The following is a 14260-nucleotide window of genomic DNA, read 5'->3' as shown; positions in this document are numbered from 1 at the left end:
CCGCCGGAATTCTCCGGCGGGAATTTCCCCGGAAGGGCCGATAACGATATATTCATGGCTTAGCGCCATAATGGAGCTCTCCCGGGAAGAGAGGACCGAGCGACCGATAATGCAATTTTATCGGTCGTTTTCGTTCGTCCCTAGGGCGTGCGGTTTCGAGCCGTCTTGCCTGCAGAACCGCTCGTCCGGTGGCCGCCGGAACAATCGGGCCGCGGTCAGCCTTTACCTCCGTCACCGTCAAGGGAGGCGTCCAATGGAACACATGTCCACGGCAGAACTGGCGAAGCGGTATCTCGATCTCGGCGGCGGCCGGCTGGCCAAGATCGACGACAACAAGATCAGCACCCGGCAGTGGCGGCACGAGACGCCGGAGGCGGAAGCCTTCTGGAACGAGCACATCGCGCCGCTCGAGGAGCGGCGACGCGAAGACGTCATGACCTACCTGCCCACCATCAACCGGGTCTAGGCCGCGCAAAGCAGGTTGCCATGCGGCCTGTAACCGGCGATATATTTCCATGAATATATCGTTAGGAGACCGTTGCATGGTGCGCGAGAACGAGGTCGCGGTCGAACCGCCCGAGGCGACGGATGCCGGACTGGTCTTCATCGGCCGCATCCGCACGCCGTGGACCTCGCGCATGGAGACGCCGCGGCAGGGCCGCCACGACGGTCCGACCTGCACGCTGGAGGTCTCCGAGCCCTGGACGGCGGCGCTCAGGGGCATCGAGAGGTTCGCGCGGCTGGAGGTGCTTTACTGGCTGGACCGTTCGCGCCGCGACCTCGTGCTGCAGAGCCCGGCCTCGAACGGTGAGGTGCACGGCACCTTCTCGCTGCGCTCGCCGGTCAGGCCGAACCCGATCGGCACCTCCATCGTGGTGCTGGAGCGGGTCGAGGGATCGCGCGTCCACGTGCGCGGCCTCGACTGCCTCGACGGCACGCCGCTCCTCGACATCAAGCCGGACCGCACGCTCTTCAAGCCCATCGCCCCGCCGCAGAAGGGCGATTTCGAGACGGCCAAGAGTTAGCCCGCGACGAGGTGGCCGTCGCCGGCATCCTCCAGCGCATTGTATTGCGGCACGAAGCCGAGCGGGCGGATCGGGCTTTTGATCTCGCGCACATTGGCATCGTAGAGCCGCCGCTCGCGGCGCGGGTCGGGCACCGGCACGGCGGCCAGCAGCTGGCGCGTATAGGCGTGCTTCGGGTCCTCGAAGATCTGCCGGCGCGTGCCGAGCTCGACGAACTGGCCCATGTACATGACGGCGACGCGGTGGCTGATCTGCTCGACCACGGCCATGTCGTGCGAGATGAAGAGATAGGAGATGCCGGTCTCGTTCTGGATGTCCTGCAGGAGGTCGAGCACCTGCGCCTGGATCGATACGTCGAGCGCCGAGACGCTCTCGTCGGCGATGATGACCTTCGGCGAGAGCGAGAGCGCGCGGGCGATCGAGATGCGCTGGCGCTGGCCGCCGGAGAACTCGTGCGGATAGCGGTTCGCCTGCTCCGGCGAGAGCCCGACGCGGCGGAAGAGATATTCGACGCGGTCCTTCAGCTCGCTGCCGCTGGCGATGCCGTGGATGACCAGCGGCTCGGCGACGAGATCGCCGACGCGGAAGCGCGGGTCGAGCGAGGCGTAGGGGTCCTGGAACACCATCTGCACGTCGCGCAGCACCGGCTTCATCGCCCGGCGCGACAGCCCGCTCGTCTCGCGGCCGTCGACGCGGATCGAGCCGGACCAGGGGATGAGGTTCATCAGCGCCTTGCCGGTGGTCGACTTGCCGCAGCCGCTCTCGCCGACCAGCGCCAGCGTCTCGCCGCGGCGAATGGAGAAGGTGAGGCCCTCGACGGCGTGCACGCGGCTCACCGGCCTTTGCAGGATGCCGCCCTTGATGTCGAAGCGCACGGTGAGGTCGGCGACGTCGACGATCACGTCCTTCGCCGGCTTGATCGCCGGCAGGGCGGCGGAAGGGGCGGCAGCGCGCTTCGGCCGGTCGGTGCCGCGCATCTCGCCGAGCTTCGGCACGGCGTCGAGTAGCATGCGCGTATAGGCCTCGCGCGGCGCGTCGAAGATCGCCCTGACCGGCCCGTGCTCGACCATCCGGCCGTCCTTCATCACCAGCACGTCGTCGGCCATCTCGGCGACCACGCCCATGTCGTGGGTGATCATGATGACGGCGGTGCCGCGCTCCTTCTGCAGGTGGCGGATGAGGCTCAGGATCTGCGCCTGCACGGTGACGTCGAGCGCCGTGGTCGGCTCGTCGGCGATCAGGATGTCGGGACCCTGCGAAAGCGCGATGGCGATCATCACGCGCTGGCGCATGCCGCCGGAAAGCTCGTGCGGATACTGTTTCAGCCGCCGCGAGGGATCGGGGATCTGCACCTGGTCGAGCAGGCGCAGCGCCTCGGCCGTCGCCTCGGCGCGCGTCATCGGCCGCTGCGCGGTGATCGCCTCGGTGAGCTGCCGGCCGATCGTCAGCACCGGGTTGAGCGAGGTCATCGGCTCCTGGAAGATCATGCCGATCTCTCGCCCGCGCAGCGTGCGCAGGTCGTCGTCCTTCAGCGCGAAGATGTCCCGGCCCTTGAAGAGCGCCTCGCCGCCGGCGACGCGCGCCATCGGCTGCGGCAGGAGCTGGACGAGCGACAGCGCCGTCATCGATTTCCCCGAGCCGCTCTCGCCGGCGATGCAGAGCGTCTTGCCGCGATCGAGATCGAAGCTCAGCCCGTCGACCACGGTCTTCGCGCCGCGCGGTGTCGCCACCTGCGTGACGAGGCCGCGCACGGAGAGCAGCGGTTCGGAAGGCGGGACGGAGGTCAGGGTCATGGTGCGCTGTCCGGTTCGGATACAGAGTTGTCGCCTGTGGAATTACGAGGTCTCTTCTTGCGCCTTCTCCCCGGCGGGGAGAAGGTCGCGGCAGCGGGATGAGGGGGACGCCGAAGGCGAAGTTACGGCGTGCTCCACCCCCTCACCCGGCCCTTCGGGCCACCTTCTCCCCGCCGGGGAGAAGGGGAAGCGGCAGCGTCTCATTCGAAGACGATGCGGGGAAAGTAGAACGAGACCACCCAGTTCGGCATGTCGACGATCTCGCTGATCCTCAGATCCCCGCAGACCGAGCACAGCATGTAGGCGTCGTCCGCCGACAGGTTGTACTGCTTGCCGAGCAGGTCGACCATGTTGGAGACCGCGGCCTTCGCGCCCTCCATCAGGTCGGTGCCGATGCCGGTCGTCACCTCGTAGCCCTTGGCGTCGAGATGGCGCGTCACCGGGCCGGGCGTGGTGAAGCGCGGCATCGAGAGGTTGGCGTCCTTCACCAGGTCGAGCGTCACGGCGACGTTCATCTGGCTCTCGATCGCCGTGCCGCAGACCTCGCCGTCGCCCTGCGCGGCATGGGTGTCGCCGATCGAGAACAGCCCGCCCTCGACCTCGACCGGCAGGTAGAGCACGGAGCCCGCCGCAAGATCCCGGATGTCGAGGTTGCCGCCGACCCGCCGCGGCGGGACGACGGAATGCAGGCCCTCTTCGGCCAATGCGAGCCCGATCGTGCCGGCAAACGGCTTCAGCGGCACGCGGCCGTGGCTGCCGTAGAGTGCCGGCGCGAGCGTGGAGGCGTCATACTTCCAGAGCAGCAGGCCCGGGTCCTTGAACTGGTCCGCGAGCAGCCCGAAGCCGGGGATGATCGCGGTCCAGCCGAAGCCCGAGGGCTCGAACTCGTGGATCGTCACCTTGATCGCGTCGCCCGGCTCGGCCCCGTCGACATAGACGGGGCCGGTGACCGGATTGACCTTGGTGAAGTCCAGCGTCGAGACGTCGGCGACGGTGCTTTCGGGCGTGAAATGGCCGCTGCCGGAATCCCTGCACTCGAAGAAGATCCTCGAGCCCGGCGCCACCCTCTCCACGGGCGGGATCGAACGATCCCACCCGTAGTGATGATGCGCGCCGTGGATGGTGTAGTTGCAGTTATTGCACATCTTTCGCGTAGACCTGATCGTAGTGGACGGGGATGTGGACCGGATCGACGAAGATCGCATCCGGGCCACCGAGGCGTTCGGAACGCATGGTGAAGCGCTGCTCGTTGAAGATCGGCGCCCAGGGCGCGTCCTTCATGATGTCCATGTAGATCGCGCGCCAGGCTTCCTCGCGTTCGCCGGCCTTGGCCGGGTCGACGATGGAATCGGCCGCGACCGCGCGCTCGTCCAGGTCCTTGTTGCAGTAGTAGGCCCAGTTCCAGCCGCCCTTGACCGCGCCGGCGCAGCCGAGGATCGGGCCGTAGAAGTTGGACGGATCCGGGAAGTCGGCGATCCAGGCCATGCCGCCGGACCAGACCATCGGCGCCTGGTCCGGCTCGCCGCCGGCGGCGATCACGTTCGCCTGGGCGAGCGCCTTGATCTCGGCCTTGATGCCGATCGCGGCGAGGTCCTGCTGGATCGCCTGGGCGATGCGCGGGTTCGGGTCGGTGTTGTAGACGTAGAGCTCCGTCTCGAAGCCGTCGGCGTATCCGGCGTCCGTAAGCAGCTTCTTGGCGCCCTCGACGTCGTAGGGATAGCCCTCGTAGGTCTTGTCGTAGGCCGGCATCGTCGGCGGCAGCGGCTGGTTGGCGGGCACCGCGCGGCCGTTGATGATGCGGACGATCCGCTCCTTGTTGATCGCCATGTTGACGGCCTGGCGCACCTTGACGTCGTCGAAGGGCTTCATGGTCGTCTTCATGGTGAGGTAGCCGGTGTGCAGTTGGCCGCCCTCGACGATCAGCTTGGAATAGGCCGGGTCGTCCTTCACCTCCAGGAACTTCGCCGGCGGAATGCCGTCGCCGGCGATGTCGACCTCGCCGTTCTGCAGGCGAAGCAGCGCCACGACCGGCTCCTGGCCGACCTCGAAGATGATCTGGTCGAGCTTCGGCAGGCCCGCGTTCCAGTAGTCGGTGTTGCGCTCGAAGACGAGCTTCTGGCCGAGCGTCCATTCGCCGAGCTTGAAGGCGCCGGTGCCGACCGGATGCTTGCCGAAGTCGGCGCCGTGTTCCTCGACCGCTTCCTTCGGCACGACGAAGGAGAAGTTGAGCGCCATCACGTGCAGGAACGTGGCGTCGGGCCGCGTGAGCTCGATCTTCACCGTCTGCGGATCGACGACCGTGACGCCTTCGAGCGTCGTGGCCGAGCCGCCCGACATCGCGTCGTAACCCTTGATCGAGGCGAAGAAGCCGGCGCCCGGGCTCTGCGTCTTCGGGTCGGTGACGCGGTCGAGCGAGTATTTGACGTCGTCGGCGGTCATCTCGCGGCCGTTGTGGAACTTCACGCCCTTGCGCAGGGTGAAGGTGTAGACCTTGCCGTCGTCGGAGATCGTGTAGTCCTCGGCGAGGTCCTTGGTCAGTGTCGCCGTGCCGGGCTCGTAGTCCATCAGGCCGTCGAACAGGCTCTTGATCATCGACCAGTTCTGCCAGTCGTAGCCGATCGCCGGGTCGAGCGTGGAGACGTCGTCCTTGTAGGTGACGATCATCGAGCCGCCCTGCTTGATCTCCTGGGCGCCCGCCACGGGCGCCAGCGTCATGGCGAGCGCGAACGCCGCGACGCCGGAAAGAAGGAATTTCTTCATATTCGTTCTCCTCTGGTTGGTTCTCTTATGGTTGCTGGTCCTTGCCGACTGGGAGGGTCAGCGAAGCTTGATGCGCGGATCGATGAACGGGGCGATCAGGTCCGCGACGAGATTGCCGATGACGATGGCGCAGGCCGAGACCAGCGTGACGCCCATGATGATCGGGATGTCGACGCGCTGGATCGCCTGCCAGGCGAGCTGGCCGATGCCGGGCCAGCCGAACACGCTCTCGACCACGACGATGCCCGACATGAACAGCCCGATGTCGATGCCGATCATGGCGATGACGGGCAGCACCGCGTTCGGCAGCGCATGGCGGAAGAGCACGGTGCGACCCTTGAGGCCCTTGGAGCGGGCGGTGCGGATATAGTCCTGGCGCAGCACGTCGATCATCGACGAGCGCATCATCCGCGCGTACCAGCCGGCGCCGAGGATGCCGAGGGTGAGCGACGGCAGCACGAGGTGGGAAAAGGTGCCGTAGCCGCCGATCGGAAACCAGCCGAGCACGACCGAGAAGACGTAGAGCATCATGATGCCGATGACGAACTGCGGCGCCGAGACGCCGACGAAGGAGGCGAGCATCAGCCCGTTGTCGACCGCGCTGCCGCGCTTCAGCGCCGCGATCAGTCCCATCGCAAGGCCGAGCACCAGCTCGCAGGTGATGGCGCCGGCCATCAAGAGCAGGCTCGCCGGCAGGCGCGACGCGATCAGCGTCGAGACCTCGGTCTTCTGCAGGTAGGAACGGCCGAGATCGCCCTGCAGCAGGCCCTTGGCGTAGCGCAGGTACTGCTCGTGGAAGGGCAGGTCGAGGCCGAGCTGGGTGCGGATGTTGGCGACCGTCTCGGCGGTGGCGCTGCGGCCGGCGATCTGGCGCGCCGGATCGGCGGGCAGCAGGTAGAGCAGCACGAAGGTGACGACGCTGATGCCGACGAGGATCAGGACCGATTGCAGGAGGCGGCGGGCGACGTAGGAGATCATCAGTGGTGCCCCTGCTGGGTCGGGTCGAGCACGTCGCGCAGCGCGTCGCCGACGAGGTTGAAGGCGAGCGCAAGCAGGATGATCGCCACGCCGGGGATGAAGACGAGCCAGGGCGCGGAGGTGAAATAGGTCTGGTTCTCGAAGATGATGTTGCCCCAGGAGGCCGTCGGCGGCTGTACGCCGATGCCGAGGAAGCTCAGCGTCGCCTCCAGCAGCACCGTGGTGGCGATGCCGAGCGTCGAGTAGACGACGATGGTCGACGTCAGGTGCGGCAGGATGTGGCGCGTCAGGATGCGAAAGGAACCGGCGCCGAGCGCCCGCTCGGCCTCGACGAAGTCGCGCTCGGCGAGCGAGCGAGTCTCGGTATAGAGCACGCGGGCGATCTGCACCCAGTTGACCATGGCGATGACCATGGCGACGATCAGCAGGCTCGGGCGGAAGATCGCGGCGAGCACGATGGCGAGCAGGAGCGCCGGGAAGGCCATCATCAGGTCGGTGAAGCGCATCAGCGCCGTGCCGATCCAGCCGCGGAAATAGCCGGCGGTAATCCCGACCGTCGCGCCGATCAGGATCGAGGCGCCGTTGGCGATGACGCCGATGACGAGCGAGGTGCGTGCGCCGTAGATGATGCGGCTCAGAAGATCGCGGCCGACGAGGTCGGTGCCGAACCAGTATTGCGCCGACGGCGGCAGCGGCGCGCCTTCCAGCGTCAGGCCGTCGAAGAACTGCTCGTCCGGATTGTAGGGCGCGATCAGCGGCGCGAAGACCGCGAGCACCACGATCAGCGCGATGACGGAAAGCCCGAAGAGGGCGAGTTTCCGGCGGGCCAGACGCGCGAGCGCGCCGGGTTGCGCCGCCGCTGCGGGGACGGCAGCCGACAGATCAGAGGCCATGGCTTCCCTTAACCGTCCCGGTCTCGTTGAGGATCGAAAGTGCGATGTCGTCGATGCTGCGCCGCTCCTCCATCGCCTGGCGGCGCAGCCGCGCATAGGCGGCGCCGGCCGAGACCCCGTGGCGGACCATCAGCAGGGCGGTGGCCTCCGCGAGGTTCTCGCGGTTGGCGAGCCGGGCCGCGAGCTCGCCGACGCGGCTCTCCAGCGCCTTGCGGCGGCGGAAGGCATGGGTGGCGATGACGAGCGCGGCATAGACGCCGGAGCTGCCGATGGGCTTCAGGAGCTGCGCGTCGGCGCCGTGGCTGACGGCCCAGGTCACCCGCCCCGGCGCTTCCGAGCCGATCAGCGCGATGGTCGGGATCGGCGCCTCGCCGGCCGCCCAGGGGAACTGTTCGTCGTAGCCCATGTCGGCGTCGAAGAGCAGGAAGTCGTAGCCGTCGAAGCTGTGGCCCTCCACCTCCGGCCAGACGGTGACGGCGCTGACGCCGATGCGCGCGAACTGGCGGGCAAGCGCCTCCGTGTTGCTGTGGGCGCGATGGAGGATGAGGGCGCTGGTTCCTTCGAAAGAGGGTGTCGAGAAGCTGTCGCTCATTTGACGATCCTCAGGCTCGGTCGGGGTTGGGCGGGCGGCTCCATGCCGGGAACGGCAAGGTTCGTCCGGGTCAGGAAGGGGTCGGGCGCGATGCGTCCGGCGCTCTCGCGGACGATCTCGAAGCGTCCGTCCGCCGTCGCGCGCGCGATATGCGCCTCGGCGTGGATATGATTGTTGCCGGCGTCGACGCGCAGCGCCCCGAGTGGCGTGGCGACGTCGCGCGCCTTGACGGCGGAGAGCACGTCCATCGCGCGGCCCCCGTCCGTCGCGTCCAGGCCGGCGGCGATCATCAGCACGCTCGCATAGGCCTGGGCGAAGAAGGCGGAGACGCCGATCCGCCGGTCCTCGGCATCGAGGCTCTCCAGGAAGGCGGCGTTCGCGGGGCCTTCGTCCGCCTCGAAATAGGTGGCGACGGTGAGATGACCCTCGGCCACCGGCGCGATCCTGGCGATCTCGTTTTCGCTGAGGTTGCAGCTCAGGACCGGGCGCCGCCCGGTCGCGAAGTCCGGGTCGCGCCTGCCGAGCGCGTGATAGGCCTCCAGGAAGCGGTAGGAGGAGGGGCCGATCAGCGAATTGAGGATGAAGTCCGGCTTCTTGCGGCGGATCTCCTCGACGATATGGGCGATGTCCGTGTCGCCGAGGGGCACGTGGCGCTCGCCGAGCACCTCGCCGCCGGAATGGGCCAGCACGTCGCGGGCGATGCGGCAGGTCTCCCAGCCCCAGATATAGTTCGAGCCGACGAGGAAGGCCCGGCGGCCGAAGAGCGGCAGGGCGAAGTCGAGGATCGGCACGATGTGCTGGTTGGCGCAGGCGCCGACATAGACGACGTTCTCGCTCGCCTCGAAACCCTCGTAGACGCAGGGGTACCAGAGCAGCGCCTCGGTCTTCTCGATCGCCGGGATCACCTCCTTGCGGCTCCAGGAGGTGGTACAGCCGACGATGTGCTGGACGGAGCCGCCCGAGACGAGCCGGTGGGCGAGCGCGGCATAGCGGTCGGTATTGCCCTCGGGATCGGCGACGACGGGGGAGAGGCGGAAGGGCAGCCCGCGGCGGTTCACCGCCTCGATGCCGGCGATCGCACCGCGATAGCCCTGGTCGCCGAGGTCCGCATAGGGGCCCGAGCGGGAGAAGAGCACGCCGATGTCGATGGTCCTGCTGGTCAAGACGCCCGTTCCCAAAACAACAAACGCCCCACAGGGGTATTTCTCCCCGGTGAGGCGCATTTGCCCGATTGCCGCTGTTTGCAGGAGTAAAGGACCTTGCCCGATCCTTGTCAAGGTCGCGCGGCGCAAAAGGCACCGTTGCGAACAGGGGCGGGGAACTTTTGCAGCGCCGGCCTGTTTGCTCTCGGGTTCGACAAGCGAGAGGGAACGCATGACGTCCGTGAACGCAGAGACAGGGCAGGGGCATATGTGGGGCGCCACGGTGCTGGAGAACGGCGGCGTGCGGTTCCGTCTCTGGGCGCCGGCGCAGCGCGAGATCGCGCTGGTTCTGGGCGGGCGCGCGCTCGCCATGCGGCCTAGCGGCGACGGCTGGTTCGAGCTGGAGACCGATCTCGCCGGGCCGGGCGACGCCTATCTCTTCCGCCTTGCGGACGGCACGGAGATCGCCGATCCGGCCTCCCGCGCGCAGGCTTCGGACGTCGAGGGGCCGTCGCTCGTCGTCGATCATTCCGCCTACCAATGGCGTGCGGCGGACTGGAAGGGGCGGCCCTGGGCGGAAGCGGTGATCTACGAGCTCCATGTCGGCACCTTCACCCCGGAAGGCACCTTCCTCGCCGCGCGCGAGCACCTGCCGCATCTGCGCGCGCTCGGGGTGACGGCGGTCGAGATCATGCCGGTCGCGCATTTCGCCGGCGTGCGCGGCTGGGGCTACGACGGCGTCCTGCACTACGCGCCGCACCGGGCCTACGGAACGCCGGACGACCTGAAGGCCTTCGTCGACGCCGCGCACGAGGCCGGGCTGATGGTCTTCCTCGACGTCGTCTACAATCATTTCGGCCCGGTCGGGAACCGCCTGCCGGGTCTCGCGCCGGCCTTCTTCGATCCGGAGCGCGCCACGCCCTGGGGCGCCTCGGTCGCCTTCGAGCAGCCGGCCGTGCGGCGCTATTTCATCGAGAACGCGCTGCAATGGGTCTGCGACTACCGTTTCGACGGCCTGAGGCTCGACGCGATCGAGGAGATCGCCGACAGGACCGAGGAGCACTTCCTGCTGGAGCTCGCCGGCGAACTGCGCGCAAGCGCCGGAGAGCGGGAGCTGCACCTCGTCGTCGAGGACCAGATGAGCCGGCGCGGCCTTCTGCGCCGCAGCGCCGACGGCACGGCGCGCCACTACACGGCGGGCTGGAACGACGAGTTCCACCACGCGCTCCATGTCGTCGCGACCGGCGAGACGAAGGGCCACTACGCGCCTTTCGCCCGCGACCCGTACAACCTGCTGCGCAAGGCCGTGGCGGAAGGGTTCGCGACGGCCGATCCGGAAAAGGACACGCTCCGTCCCGTCCCGGACGGCCACCTGCCGCCGACCGTCAACGTCAATTTCCTGCAGAACCACGACCAGGTCGGAAACCGCGCCTTCGGCGAACGGCTGTCGACGCTGGTCGACCCGGCGCTCCTCGACGTGGTGACGGCGCTCCTGATGCTGACGCCGGCGACGCCGCTTCTCTTCATGGGCGAGGAATACGGCGAGCGGCGGCCCTTCCATTTCTTCGCCGATTTCGAGGCCGAGATCGCCCATGCCACCCGGCTGGGGCGGCAGGCGGAGGCGGAGAATTTCGGCGGCCTGCCGCCCGGCAGGACGGTGGACGAGCTGCCCGATCCGGCGGACGAGGAGACCTTCCGCCTGTCCCGGCTCGACTGGCCGCGCGCGGCGACGGAGGAGGGCCGGCGGCACATGGCGCGGCTGCGCGCGCTCGTCGACCTGCGCCGGCAGGTGGTCGTGCCGCTGCTGGCGAAGGACGGCGCCGCCGTGCCGCGGATCCTGCCGGCGGAGGACGGGGTGCTGGCGATCGACTGGGCCTTCGCCGATGCCACCCTGCAGGTGCGCGCCAATCTTGCCGCGCAGGCGAAGCCCGCCCCGCCGCTCGACCATGCACCGTTCCATGCCGTGCCGGATGTGGGCGTGCGGCCGGGCGAGCCGCTCGACCTGCCCGGCCCGTCCCTCGTCGTCGCCGTCAGCGATGCGACGCCCAGGGAACGAGACGGCGCTCGATCTGGCGGGCGAGATACTCCAGCAGGATCGCGATCAGGGCGATGACGACGATGCCGGCGATGACGATGTCGGTGACGAGGAACTGCGCGGCCGACTGGATCATGAAGCCGATGCCGCTCGATGCGGCCACCAGCTCGGCCGCCACCAGCGTCGTCCAGCCGGCGCCGAGCGCGATGCGGATGCCGGTGAGGATCGACGGCACGGCGCTCGGCAGCACGACCTCGGCCAGCACCTGACCCTTCGACGCTCCCAGCGAACGGGCGGCGTTGACGTGGTCCTTCGAGACCGAGCGCACGCCGGCCGAGGTCGACAGGATGATCGAGGGCAGCATGGAGAGGGCGATGACGGTGATCTTCGAGGCCTCGCCGATGCCGACCCAGATGATGACGAGCGGCAGGTAGGCGAGCGGCGGCAGCGGCCGCAGGAACTCGACGACCGGGTCGAGGATGCCGCGGCCCACCCGGCTCGTGCCGATGGCGATGCCGGCCGGGATGCCGATCGCGATCGATGCTAGGAGCGCGCCGAAGATGCGGATGAGGCTCGCGCCGACATGCTCGGCGAGCGTCGCGTCGACGAAGCCCTTCACCGCGAGATTGTAGAGGGCGAGCACGACCTGCCGCGGCGAGGGCAGGAAGACCGGCGAGACGAGGGTATAGGCCGAGGCGAGGCTCCAGAGCCCGAGGATCGCCGCCACGGTCAGCGTCGAGATGGCGGCGACGGGAAGGGGACGCGCCGGACGGGACCGTTCGCGTCCGGCCTGCTGCGGCAGGGTGGCAATCTCGGTGGAGAGCGTCATGCGGCGACCTCGTCGTCTGGGGCTGCGTGGATGAGACCGGTCAGGCCGGCATGCATGCGTTTGAACAGGGGCGAGGCCTTCACGGCGGCGACGGACGCGCCGGACAGCACCTCCGCGCTGAAGCCCGCCTCGATCTCGGCGCTGAGCCGTCCGGGGTTCGGCGACAGCACGATGATGCGCGTGCCGAGCAGCAGCGCCTCGTCGATGCTGTGGGTGATGAGGATCGTGCCGGCGCCGCTTTCGGCCTTGATGCGCAGGATGAACTCCTGCATGCGCGAGCGGGTCAGCGCATCGAGCGCGCCGAGCGGCTCGTCGAGCAGCAGGAAGCGCGGCTCGGCGGCGAGCGCCCGGGCGATGCCGACGCGCTGGCGCATGCCTCCGGAGAGCTCCCAGATCGGCCGGTCGCCGGCCTCCGCTAACCCGACCTTCTCCAGCAGCTTGTCGGCCCGCTCGCGCCGCGCGGCGACGGGCACGCCCTTGAGCTTCAGCGGGAAGGCGACGTTGTCGCGCGCGTTGAGCCAGGGATAGAGCGCATCGTCCTGGAAGACGACGGCGCGGTCGGCGCCCGGCCCCTGGATCGGCACGCCGTCGACGGCGATCGTGCCCGTCGTCGGCGCGATGAAGCCGGCGGCGAGGTTGAGCAGGCTCGTCTTGCCGGCGCCCGAGCGGCCGATGACGGCGACGAGCTCGTCGGAGGCGATCTGCAGGTCGATGCCCTCCAGGACCGGGACGTCGCCGCCCGGCCGGTTTCCCGCCCGCTGCGGATAGCGAAGCGAGACATTGCGGAACGTCAGGATGCTCATGCGACCTCCGGAAGGATGTGCCGCCTTCGGCTGACGACGACCCGGCGGCGCTCTCGCGCAACCGGGCCGCCGTCCGCCGCAAGGTGTGGGCCTGTCAGTAGGCGAGCTTCGTCGCGTCCGTCACCCAGCGGGTGGAGACGTAGGGCGAATAGTCGGAAAGGGCCGCCGGGATCTTGCCCTGCTCGAGCAGGAAGGCCGAGGTGTCGGCCACCGCCTTCACCGTGCCGCCGCCGAGCAGTGCCTCGCCGGCCTGCTCCTCCAGCGTCGGGAAGATGTAGCCCTTGAGCAGTGCCGGGACCTCGTCCTGCTTGGCGCCGGTGAGGCGGGCGATCTTCTCCGCCTCGGCGGACGAGGCGTTCCAGGCGTCCGGATTGGCGCGGTAGGCGGCGGTGGCATCCCCCGTCACCTTCACGAAGGCCGTGACGACGTCGGGGTGCGCTTCGGCGAACTTCCTGCTGACGATCCAGGCGTCGAAGGTCGGCCCGCCCCATTCGGCGACGTCGGCGGAGGTGGCGAGGACCTTGCCGGACTTCTTCAGTTCGGCGAGCACCGGATCCCACACATAGGCACCGTCGATGTCGCCGCGTTCCCAGGCGGCGGCGATCTCCGGCGGACGCAGGTTGAGGATCTCGACCGACCTGGGATCGACGTTCCAGTGCTTCAGCGCCGTCAGCAGGCTGTAATGGGCGGTGGAGACGAAGGGTGTCGCGATCTTCTTGCCGGCGAGGCCCTCCGGCGTGTCGATCGAGCGCACCGCGAGCGCTTCCGCCTCGCTGATGAGCCCGACGACGAAAATCGTCTCGATCGGCAGTTCGCGGCTGGCCGCGGCGGCGAGCGGCGAGGAGCCGACATAGCCGATGTCGAGCGCGCCCGAGGCGATCGCGGCGATCACGTCGGCGCCGCCGTCGAATTTCTGCCAGTTGATCTTGGCGCCGGTCGCCTTCTCGTAGGTGCCGTCCGCCTGGGGCACGCGCGAGGGCTCGACGATCGGCTGGTAGCCGATGTTGAGCGTCACGTCCTCGGCGGATGCGGCCGTGAAGGATGTCGCAAGCGCGAGGGCGGCGGTCGCGGCCAGCAGGGTTCTGCGGGTGATGGTCATGGTCCTCTCCTCAGGTTGCCGGTGCCGGCCATGGCTGCCGGGTCGGTGAGGGTAGAGTATATATTCAATAAATTTAGTAGAGAAATTTTCGCCTCGATTCACCGGGCGGCCGGCGATTGGTTTTGCGTGTTGCGGCAGAAAGGGCGAAATAGCTGGCCCGGCTCCGGAAAATGGTGCAGATGGGGCACGCCGGAGCGGGAAAATCGAATAATGACGCGGCGATGGGCGTCTATTTCCTTGCGGAGCGTCCTGCGAATAAATTATACCATTTTTATATGTTTTTCGCACTTCGGTGCCTAGAATGAGCCAGA

General features: G+C 68.2%; 13 protein-coding genes. 3 read left to right on the top strand and 10 right to left on the bottom strand.

The features are described 5' to 3' along the window. The first annotated feature begins 253 nt into the window (after window positions 1-253). Together NNZ72_RS23415 and tsaA are read left to right on the top strand one after the other, a co-directional pair. Entirely contained in the window at window positions 254-466 is a 213-nt protein-coding gene (locus NNZ72_RS23415) for a hypothetical protein (RefSeq protein ID WP_257318105.1), read from the top strand. Window positions 467-542: 76 nt separating this feature from the next. Beyond that, the gene (tsaA, locus tag NNZ72_RS23410) at window positions 543-1025 is read left to right on the top strand and encodes a tRNA (N6-threonylcarbamoyladenosine(37)-N6)-methyltransferase TrmO (protein WP_257318104.1); all 483 of its coding nucleotides are present in this window, start codon (window positions 543-545) and stop codon (window positions 1023-1025) included. Here tsaA and NNZ72_RS23405 read toward each other — a convergent pair. The 7 genes from NNZ72_RS23405 to NNZ72_RS23375 form a co-directional block, all read right to left on the bottom strand. Further along, window positions 1022-2818, bottom strand: a complete 1797-nt coding sequence (locus NNZ72_RS23405; RefSeq protein WP_257318103.1) for an ABC transporter ATP-binding protein — start codon at window positions 2816-2818, stop codon at window positions 1022-1024. The genes tsaA and NNZ72_RS23405 overlap by 4 nt on opposite strands. A gap of 200 nt (window positions 2819-3018) precedes the next feature. Continuing rightward, window positions 3019-3963: an acetamidase/formamidase family protein gene (locus tag NNZ72_RS23400; protein WP_257318102.1), complete on the bottom strand. Its 945-nt coding sequence runs from the start codon at window positions 3961-3963 to the stop codon at window positions 3019-3021. Beyond that, window positions 3953-5578 (bottom strand): ABC transporter substrate-binding protein, encoded by a 1626-nt coding sequence (locus NNZ72_RS23395; RefSeq protein WP_257318101.1) that lies wholly within the window; start codon window positions 5576-5578, stop codon window positions 3953-3955. Before NNZ72_RS23395 ends, NNZ72_RS23400 begins: the two co-directional genes overlap by 11 nt. Window positions 5579-5635: 57 nt before the next feature. Further along, window positions 5636-6556 carry an ABC transporter permease gene (locus NNZ72_RS23390; RefSeq protein WP_257318100.1) on the bottom strand — a complete coding sequence of 307 codons (921 nt, stop codon included), beginning with the start codon at window positions 6554-6556 and terminating at the stop codon, window positions 5636-5638. Then, window positions 6556-7449 (bottom strand): ABC transporter permease, encoded by an 894-nt coding sequence (locus NNZ72_RS23385; RefSeq protein ID WP_257318099.1) that lies wholly within the window; start codon window positions 7447-7449, stop codon window positions 6556-6558. Before NNZ72_RS23385 ends, NNZ72_RS23390 begins: the two co-directional genes overlap by 1 nt. Next, the gene (locus tag NNZ72_RS23380; RefSeq protein ID WP_257318098.1) at window positions 7439-8041 is read right to left on the bottom strand and encodes an ANTAR domain-containing response regulator; all 603 of its coding nucleotides are present in this window, start codon (window positions 8039-8041) and stop codon (window positions 7439-7441) included. Before NNZ72_RS23380 ends, NNZ72_RS23385 begins: the two co-directional genes overlap by 11 nt. Next, window positions 8038-9204, bottom strand: coding sequence for a transporter substrate-binding protein (locus NNZ72_RS23375; protein WP_257318097.1), 1167 nt, complete (start codon window positions 9202-9204; stop codon window positions 8038-8040). The genes NNZ72_RS23380 and NNZ72_RS23375 overlap by 4 nt, the downstream gene beginning before the upstream one ends. 211 nt (window positions 9205-9415) lie before the next feature. Between NNZ72_RS23375 and treZ the strand changes: the two genes are divergently transcribed. Next, a complete protein-coding gene (gene treZ, locus NNZ72_RS23370) occupies window positions 9416-11296 on the top strand; it encodes a malto-oligosyltrehalose trehalohydrolase (protein WP_257318096.1) in 1881 nt (626 codons plus the stop codon). Here treZ and NNZ72_RS23365 read toward each other — a convergent pair. The 3 genes from NNZ72_RS23365 to tauA all read right to left on the bottom strand — a co-directional run bounded on the left by NNZ72_RS23365 (window position 11214) and on the right by tauA (window position 13949). Then, the gene (locus tag NNZ72_RS23365) at window positions 11214-12047 is read right to left on the bottom strand and encodes an ABC transporter permease subunit (protein ID WP_257318095.1); all 834 of its coding nucleotides are present in this window, start codon (window positions 12045-12047) and stop codon (window positions 11214-11216) included. The two genes, treZ and NNZ72_RS23365, sit on opposite strands and share 83 nt — an antisense overlap. Then, window positions 12044-12850: a taurine ABC transporter ATP-binding protein gene (locus NNZ72_RS23360; RefSeq protein WP_257318094.1), complete on the bottom strand. Its 807-nt coding sequence runs from the start codon at window positions 12848-12850 to the stop codon at window positions 12044-12046. The genes NNZ72_RS23365 and NNZ72_RS23360 overlap by 4 nt, the downstream gene beginning before the upstream one ends. Window positions 12851-12944: 94 nt before the next feature. Further along, complete coding sequence (tauA, locus tag NNZ72_RS23355; protein WP_257318093.1) at window positions 12945-13949, bottom strand: taurine ABC transporter substrate-binding protein; 1005 nt, start codon at window positions 13947-13949, stop codon at window positions 12945-12947. Window positions 13950-14260: the final 311 nt, after the last annotated feature.

This window comes from Shinella pollutisoli, from assembly GCF_024609765.1.
Classification (GTDB): Bacteria; Pseudomonadota; Alphaproteobacteria; order Rhizobiales; family Rhizobiaceae; genus Shinella; species Shinella pollutisoli.
The sequence above is the reverse complement of the archived record's forward strand: the minus strand, read 5'-3'. Positions and strand labels throughout refer to the sequence as shown.

Bases quoted from the DNA above. Each gene is read 5' to 3' on its own strand.
- NNZ72_RS23415 (WP_257318105.1), top strand. From the start codon at position 254: ATGGAACACATGTCCACGGCAGAACTGGCGAAGCGGTATCTCGATCTC.
- tsaA (WP_257318104.1), top strand. From the start codon at position 543: ATGGTGCGCGAGAACGAGGTCGCGGTCGAACCGCCCGAGGCGACGGAT.
- NNZ72_RS23405 (WP_257318103.1), bottom strand. From the start codon at position 2,818: ATGACCCTGACCTCCGTCCCGCCTTCCGAACCGCTGCTCTCCGTGCGC.
- NNZ72_RS23400 (WP_257318102.1), bottom strand. From the start codon at position 3,963: ATGTGCAATAACTGCAACTACACCATCCACGGCGCGCATCATCACTAC.
- NNZ72_RS23395 (WP_257318101.1), bottom strand. From the start codon at position 5,578: ATGAAGAAATTCCTTCTTTCCGGCGTCGCGGCGTTCGCGCTCGCCATG.
- NNZ72_RS23390 (WP_257318100.1), bottom strand. From the start codon at position 6,556: ATGATCTCCTACGTCGCCCGCCGCCTCCTGCAATCGGTCCTGATCCTC.
- NNZ72_RS23385 (WP_257318099.1), bottom strand. From the start codon at position 7,449: ATGGCCTCTGATCTGTCGGCTGCCGTCCCCGCAGCGGCGGCGCAACCC.
- NNZ72_RS23380 (WP_257318098.1), bottom strand. From the start codon at position 8,041: ATGAGCGACAGCTTCTCGACACCCTCTTTCGAAGGAACCAGCGCCCTC.
- treZ (WP_257318096.1), top strand. From the start codon at position 9,416: ATGACGTCCGTGAACGCAGAGACAGGGCAGGGGCATATGTGGGGCGCC.
- NNZ72_RS23365 (WP_257318095.1), bottom strand. From the start codon at position 12,047: ATGACGCTCTCCACCGAGATTGCCACCCTGCCGCAGCAGGCCGGACGC.
- NNZ72_RS23360 (WP_257318094.1), bottom strand. From the start codon at position 12,850: ATGAGCATCCTGACGTTCCGCAATGTCTCGCTTCGCTATCCGCAGCGG.
- tauA (WP_257318093.1), bottom strand. From the start codon at position 13,949: ATGACCATCACCCGCAGAACCCTGCTGGCCGCGACCGCCGCCCTCGCG.